7 protein-coding genes are annotated in these 7597 nt (G+C 46.7%); all 7 read right to left on the bottom strand.

The features are described 5' to 3' along the window. Window positions 1-115: 115 nt before the first annotated feature. On the bottom strand, window positions 116-1390 hold the full coding sequence (locus tag K8R76_03985; GenBank protein ID MCD4847331.1) for an oligosaccharide flippase family protein: 1275 nt from the start codon (window positions 1388-1390) through the stop codon (window positions 116-118). 22 nt (window positions 1391-1412) lie between these two features. Beyond that, a complete protein-coding gene (locus K8R76_03980) occupies window positions 1413-2657 on the bottom strand; it encodes a hypothetical protein (protein MCD4847330.1) in 1245 nt (414 codons plus the stop codon). Window positions 2658-2666: 9 nt separating this feature from the next. Beyond that, entirely contained in the window at window positions 2667-3842 is a 1176-nt protein-coding gene (locus K8R76_03975) for a polysaccharide biosynthesis/export family protein (GenBank protein ID MCD4847329.1), read from the bottom strand. A 39-nt stretch (window positions 3843-3881) separates the two neighbouring features. After that, window positions 3882-4844 carry an SDR family oxidoreductase gene (locus K8R76_03970; protein ID MCD4847328.1) on the bottom strand — a complete coding sequence of 321 codons (963 nt, stop codon included), beginning with the start codon at window positions 4842-4844 and terminating at the stop codon, window positions 3882-3884. Then, window positions 4845-5867, bottom strand: coding sequence for a dTDP-glucose 4,6-dehydratase (gene rfbB / locus K8R76_03965; GenBank protein MCD4847327.1), 1023 nt, complete (start codon window positions 5865-5867; stop codon window positions 4845-4847). Next, window positions 5864-6610: an NTP transferase domain-containing protein gene (locus tag K8R76_03960; GenBank protein ID MCD4847326.1), complete on the bottom strand. Its 747-nt coding sequence runs from the start codon at window positions 6608-6610 to the stop codon at window positions 5864-5866. The genes rfbB and K8R76_03960 overlap by 4 nt, the downstream gene beginning before the upstream one ends. A gap of 20 nt (window positions 6611-6630) precedes the next feature. After that, the coding region (locus K8R76_03955) for a T9SS type A sorting domain-containing protein (GenBank protein ID MCD4847325.1) at window positions 6631-7597 on the bottom strand (967 nt) is incomplete at its 5' end.

The raw sequence follows: 7597 nt of genomic DNA, 5'->3' as shown, positions 1-7597 counted from the left end.
GCTGACAACTTCAGCTATATGTTTAGGGTCAGGTCTTGAATTTAAGCGTTTATAGACTTCTTAGAATAGAAGATAGTAATAAATGCTTTAATTCAAGACCTGACCCTATTTGCGTTTATGCGTTTCTATTGCGGTTCCAGTAACGCACTGTTGGAATAATCACAGCGGATGCCCCGCAGATAACAGCTCCGACGGTTGCGATAGCAGCGCCAAGCGCTCCGTATTTTGGAATGAGCAGAAAATTCAGTATAAGGTTAATCCCTGCAGAAACCATAACGCTGTACATTGAATATGAAGGTTTTCCCATCCCAAGAGACATTATAGAGAAAAGACTTCCAAAAGGACGAATCACGGATAATGAACCCAGTGCAATCAAAACAGGCCAGGCAAAGTCGTATTTACCCTGATAAAGGAAGTGCAGTAAAGGTTCCGAAAAGACCGTATACAATATTACAACTGGAAGCTGAATCAATTCGATAATAAGAATTCCACTCAGTACCCGCTTCAGGATTCCATCCCTGTTCCCCTGTCGCCACATTCTTGATACAAGGGGCAGAAGAATCATGTTAGCTGCAATAGAAAGGTTTATGACAAAAGCAGTCAGAGTTCGACATGCTCCATATCCCGCTACTTCAGATGGAAGAGCGAGTTTCCCGAGAACCAGAATATCAGTCCTGGTATAGACAAAATTAGCAAGCCCTGTTCCGAGAGAAACAACGGCAAAACCCATCACAATCCTCATTGTTCCCGGTGATATACCCAGGGCTGGAGAAACAAGATCTCGTGCCAGCCAGACGTTTATCAGAAGAGCCACGGTGTTCCCGGCTATCATTGCTCCGAAAACCTGAAGAGGACTGTTGAGAGAACCGTTCAGGATCATCCATCCGACAGCACCGGTTCTGACCGCGAATGAAGCGATGTCAGCTATCATGACCTCTTTCATCCTGTGCTTCGCCACAAGAAGGCTTCTTGGAAGCTGGGATGCTGTGCTGACGATAACGAAGAGAGCGAGAACTTCAGGAATCCCTGCAATATCAATATCACTGTAAAAGGACTGAATAAGCCCGCTGCCGAAAACAAGAAGCAGTGCTGTAATTATTGCCATACCGGAGGCAAGGACTATCCCCGCATTGGCCAGTTTCTGCTCTCTTTCGGTATCACCCTCTGCCGCAAATTTGATAATCGCCTGAAGAACAAATCCTCCACCGAAAAGAACACCGAACAATTGAACGCTCCGAGCCAGAGCATAAGCAGCATATGTCTCCGCAGGAAGAACCCGGACAATGAGTATTGCTACCAGTCCCCACAATACAAGAGTTCCTCGGCTGACCAGAGCAGGAACTCCGAGTTCGACTATCTGCTTCTTGAATTTCAGGATTTCTGTGAACATTATTGTGCGGGATGATGGAGAATCAGCGGATTTCCCCTGAACCGCGCTTCTTATCTCTGATTAGAAATAGCTGCTTACCAGTAGTTTTCAGGATACTTCTCCAGAAGTCCCCTGTTGATTCGCCTTCGAGAAGCTGCTTTGCATAAGTAACAACAGCAAGCCAGAGAAGTGATAGAATAAAGGTGAGAAAAGTATTTGTTATGACAAGCATAGCACGTTTTGGATATGACCGGAGAGCCATCGGTACTGCCGGAACCAGAACTTCAAGAGTAGGGCTTTCCTTTACTTCCTCGAGCCTCAGTGATTCCAGTTCCTGCCTCAGCATCAGATATATTATGCGACGTGTTTCCAGGTTGATTGAGATGTTTTCAAACTCCTTCAGCATCGATGGAATGCTGTCCAGACCGGGAAAGAGACTGAGACTGTCTCCGGATGTCATTCTGGTGTTCAGAGTATTCCTGAGGAATGCGACTTCCCGTGCTATCTCTGAATAAGCAGAACTTGAGTACGACATTGTTCCGCTTACACCTGACAGTTCAGCTTCGGCAAGAAGAAGTTCTGTCTCTAGAGTACCAAGTAATTCAATTGTCTGCGAACCCTGCTCTTCCGGAAAGATCAGTCCTGTTTCCTCCCTGAACCGCTCCATTCTATTCTGTGCTACAAGAAGGGATTCTTCTGCTGTTTCTACAGATTCCTCTGCAAGAATTCTGCTTCGCCTGGCTCTGCTGGTTATGATGACGGAGAGTTCGTCGTTCGCGAACGTGATAATATCGTTCACCATAGCTGCTGCTTCTTCTCTGCTCCTGCCCTCTGCCGATATAACAATCAGACCTTCAGGAGTGAGTTCAACTGCTATCCATTTCCGCATTCGTTCAAGGGCAATATCCATATTTGGGGATTTGAAATAATCAAAGAAGTCGTATTTCAGCATCACGCGCTCAATCACTATCCTTGAAGACAGTATCTGCTGGACAAGATTGATATCCATTCCTCCCGGTGTCCCTGCGCTCAGTGCGCTTCCGAGACCGCCAAGCCCTCCGGGTAATAGATCTCCGGTAATTGTTCCCAGGCCCGCCATCTGAGACAAAGAACCTGACTCTCCGGGAACCATCGCGATTGCGGATGCGCTCCACCGTTTATCTCTCGTCAGTGCCCATACAGCGCTGGCGACAGCGACAATAATGCATAGAACCATGATTTTTCTAAGATTACATGCTATTGATCTTAACCAGTTCCCGGCAAAGGAATTTCCGATATTATTCTGCATCTTCATACTCTATTTCGATATTGCATAAACTGTTACGCCAATTGATACTATTGTCCCGAAAACGGAGATAAGATCCCTGTTTCTTGAGAACCAGTTGTAACCGACATTAATTCCATCTCCGGGAAGCAGTGTTAAACCCTCTGCAGGCTCATTCGTTTCATATTCCTTTCCGTTCCGGAATATGGAAATATCAGAACCTGCTTCGTTTGATAATCCTCCAGCAGCAACAATATAATCAAGAACAGTACTCTCCGGTCTGTAAACCACCGATCCGATGCTGTTTACAGCTCCAGCAACAGTTATTGAATCACTCATCAATACAAGCAGGATTGTATCTCCTGGAAGAATCAGCTGTTGAAGAATACCAACACTGTCAGCCCATACTGGAAAATGACCACTGTTTCTGACAATTCTGGTCTCAGATAGATTCACATTCCCCGGCAAACCTCCCATACGAACAACAAGAGACTCGAAATTGTCGTATGGCGCGAGTTCCCAGGTTTCAAATGAGTGAATCCGTTCAGGAATCTCATTCGGTGTTGCAGGATAAATCAGATCTGAGCGAAGCAGAAATACAGGATTTGTACATACATCGAAGACAACACTCGCATTGTTGGTCAGAAATGGATCCGCGACTTGGAATCCGGTTTCTGAGGAAATATGCAGATCAACTTCGAGTGTATCGCCGGTAGATGTATACAGTTTCCCTATCCTGGAACCATATACGGAAATGCATCCTGCTTCCTTAACCAGATCAGAAACCCTGTTGAGTGAAGTCATGATATATGTTCCCGGTTCATTAACCATGCCTCGAATACTGGCCCTCAACATGCGGGGTTCAGAAAGTGAGAGTGTGATCTCCAATGAAGGATAGAATCTTGTAACTGTCCTTTGCAGAGTATACTGTGCCTGCTCGATCGTAAGGCCATCCACATCAACGGCTCCTATCCCTGATACGGACAGATAACCATCGGAGCCAATGCGGCAGCTAACCAGGGGAAGAACTCCCGCTCCCAATAATGCTTCGGTGCAGCCACCCTCTATTACAATTGTTACGACATCACCCGGACCAAGCACATACGAATTTCTGTCCGCCTGTTCCAGAATAGAAATACTGATGCCTGAAGCACCTGAAACAGGTGGAGAAACACTCTGTATAAGTATCATGAGTATTGTAAGCAGCATAAATTTACCTGTCCCCGCAAAACAATGTACAGTAATACATTATATTATATCCTGTCTGGAAGTCCCGGTTTGATCCCCGGTCTTCCGGAAATACTCGATTGTAGTATCCAGACCAGTTTCCAGGCAAACGACGGGTTTCCAGCCAAGTTTCTTATTCGCAAGGGATATATCCGGTTTTCTGATCTTAGGGTCATCCATCGGCAGATCCCTGTTAACAATTGAACTCTGTGTATTTATTCTCTCCAGTATAAAACCGGCGAACTCCCGGATAGTCATCTCGTCAGGATTGCCTATGTTCACGGGTCCCTCGAAATCACTCATCATTAAACGCACCAGTCCGTCAACCGTATCGGAAACAAAACAGAAACTTCGAGTCTGACTGCCATCGCCAAAAACCGTAAGGTTACGGCCGGACAATGCCTGCGAGATGAAAGCGGGCACGACCCTTCCATCATCAGCTCTCATTCTGGGTCCGTAAGTATTGAAGATTCTGGCGATTTTCGTATTAATTCCATGAAAGCGCCTGTACGCGAACGTAAGGGCTTCCGCAAACCGCTTTGCCTCGTCATAAACTCCTCTTGGACCTACCGGATTCACATTCCCCCAGTAATCCTCAGTCTGAGGATGAACAAGAGGATCTCCATAGACTTCACTGGTTGAAGCCAGCAGGAAACCGGCGTTCTTCTCCTTTGCGAGACCCAGGGTTTTATGAGTTCCCAGCGATCCGACCTTCAGCGTTTGAATCGGAAAGGCAAGATAGTCAGCCGGACTCGCGGGAGAAGCAAGGTGAAAAATGAAATCGAGTTCTCCCTGCAAAAAAATGTAATTTGTCACATCATGATGAATGAATGTGAAGCTGTCGTTACCGGCCAGATGCGCGATGTTATCAGTCGACCCGGTGATAAGGTTATCCATCGCCAGCACTTCGTGCCCTTCAGAAAGCAGTCTTTCACAAAGGTGGCTGCCAATGAATCCGGCGCCGCCTGTTACAAGTACTCTCATCTATATCTCCCGGGAATTACCCAATCTTTCAGAATACATAGCTCTGTAGTATTCCCTGAATCTGCCTGATTTTATCTCTTCCCACCAGGCACGATTATTTTTGTACCATGCGACTGTAAGTTCAAGCCCTTCTTCAAATGGGATCTCAGCTTTCCAGCCAAGCTTCTCTTTGATACAACTGACATCAAGAGCATAACGTCTGTCATGTCCAGGACGATCATCAATATACCTCACAAGACCCGGATCAGCATCTGTTGCCGCAAGTATGCCATCGGTCACTTCCCTGTTGGCATGCTCTTCCCCCGCTCCGATGTTGTAGACGGAGCCCGGAGCAGGATTGTCCAGTATAAGCATCAGTGCTCTGCAATGATCGAACACATACATCCAGTCGCGACGGTTCAGACCGTCCCCATACAATGGAAGGGATTCTCCGTCCAATGCGTTCGTAATAAATAGAGGGAACAGCTTTTCGGGATACTGCCATGGACCGTAATTATTCGATGCCCTCGTTACTACAACGGGGGTTTTATGGGTTGTCCAGTAGCTCATGGCCAGCAGTTCTCCTCCAGCCTTGGATGCTGCATACGGACTTCTTGGAGCAAGCACGTCACCTTCTCGAGATTTTCCGGATTCAACACTGCCATACACTTCATCAGTAGATATCTGGAGGAATAGATTTCGTTTCTCTTTCCTGAATTCCTCAAGAAGAATCCTGACACCTTCAATGTCTGTCCTGACAAAAGAGGAAGAATCATCAATAGATCTGTCCACATGAGTCTCAGCTGCAAAATTAATAATCGCGTCGCATCCATTCATCGCTTCAGCCACCACAGTCGGATCACAGATATCTCCCCGGATAAATGCGAAACGGGAATTATCTTCCAGATCAGCGAGATTTTCCCGTCTGCCGGCATATGTCAGCTTATCAAGAACGGTAACCTTCCATGAAGGGTTGTTTTTAATCGCCATTCTTGTAAAATTGCTTCCAATAAAACCCGCGCCGCCCGTTACGAGGAGCTTCACATCTTTCTCCCATCGACCACTTGCAGGCGGAGTTCCCTTGCTCTGATCCCGGCCTGCAGAAGACCGTCAATACTGCTTCCTGAATCTGCCCACCAGCCTTCAATAATATCCGCCCTGAGTTTACCGGCACTCAGATATGCGTTGTTGATATCGGTGACTTCAAGTTCTCCCCTCGCGGAAGGTTTAAGCGCATCGATAACTTCAAATGCATAATCATCGTACATGTATACACCAATGACGGCATAGCTGCTTCTGGGGTATTCAGGCTTTTCAACTATTGAAATGATCCTGTCACCCTCGATCTCAGCTACTCCATAATCTCTCGGATTGTTCACTTCCTTCAGAAGTATTCTCGCTCCATTCTCCTGCTTCCGGAACGTCTCCACATGTGGTTCAAGCGAATCCTCAATAATATTGTCACCCAGTATTACAACGAATTTATCACCGCCTACAAATGCTTTTGTCAGACCTATTGCTTCCGCTATGCCACCTTCTTTAGTCTGATAGGCATAATTAAGAGTATCGAGCCCGAAATGCGATCCATCACCAAGGAGTCGAAGGAAATCGCCCGCGCTATTCCCGCCTGTAACCAGCATTACATCCCTGATCCCCGCCTCAGCAAGCTTCTGAAGAGGATAGAAAATCATAGGCTGATCATAAACAGGCAGCAGATGCTTGTTTGTTATGCTGGTCAGCGGTCTGAGCCGCGTTCCCAATCCCCCGGCGAGAACAACACCTTTCATGGAATTAACCTCTTCCGGTATTATCGAACAATTGCAAGCTTGAAAAACCTGCTTTCACCATCCTGTGAAATCCGGACAATATATGTTCCCGATGCCACAGGTTCACCATTGCTGTCATAACCATCCCATGAGAACATGTCCCTGTTTTGTGACAGGGACTCATAAACAAGCTCTCCCCTCAGGTCAAACAGATGAAAGTCCAGAGCAGTATTTGGAAGTCCGGCAATTCCCAGCACTTCTCCTGCTCCGGGGACGAATGGATTGGGATATACCGTTGCTGTTTCTATATTACCGGTCATTCCCTGTTCGAGATGAAGCTTCCAAAGGCCATGGTCTGTAACAATGTAGAGCAATCCATTATCCGCATCGCAGACTATGTTTCTCACATTAAGTGATTGAAGTGGTGAATTCAATGTGTTGTACTCTTCAACGGATCCATCTGGATAGATCCTGAAAAGTCCTTCTGGAGACCCACCCCAGAGATCTGAAGACCCCGCCCAGAGACAGGATAGATTATCAAAACAAAGAAAATTTATATTGCCGGATATGTTTTCCACATCTGTGAATGTCTCTTCACCTGATTTAAGCACGGCAAGACCGCCTGTTGTTCCCACGTAGAGATCTGCGTTTCTTGAAAGAACTATCGCCTGCACATCCCCGGATGGCAATCCCTGAGAAGTACCTGCTGAATATAGAACCTGACCCGTAAGAACGTTCCCTTTAACCAGTCCCAGTTCAGTTCCCATCCAGGCTATTGAAGATGAAGGGGTTGGCGCAATATCCCTTACATATCCTGATGGAAGTCCGTCAGATGGCTCGAAGGTTTTCCATGATGCGGTAGACTCCTCTCCGGGTGTCCAGGAAAGCCTAACTACCCCGCTGGGTTCTGAAGGCGTTCCAAAGTACGGTTCCTGAGCAAACCATATCTCTCCGGATGATGAAATCGCCGCGTTTTTGATCTGATTGTTCAGAAGTCCGCTGTTATCA

The sequence above is a fragment of the Candidatus Aegiribacteria sp. genome (genome assembly GCA_021108435.1).
Classification (GTDB): Bacteria; Fermentibacterota; Fermentibacteria; order Fermentibacterales; family JCC-6; genus Aegiribacteria.
The sequence above is the reverse complement of the archived record's forward strand: the minus strand, read 5'-3'. Positions and strand labels throughout refer to the sequence as shown.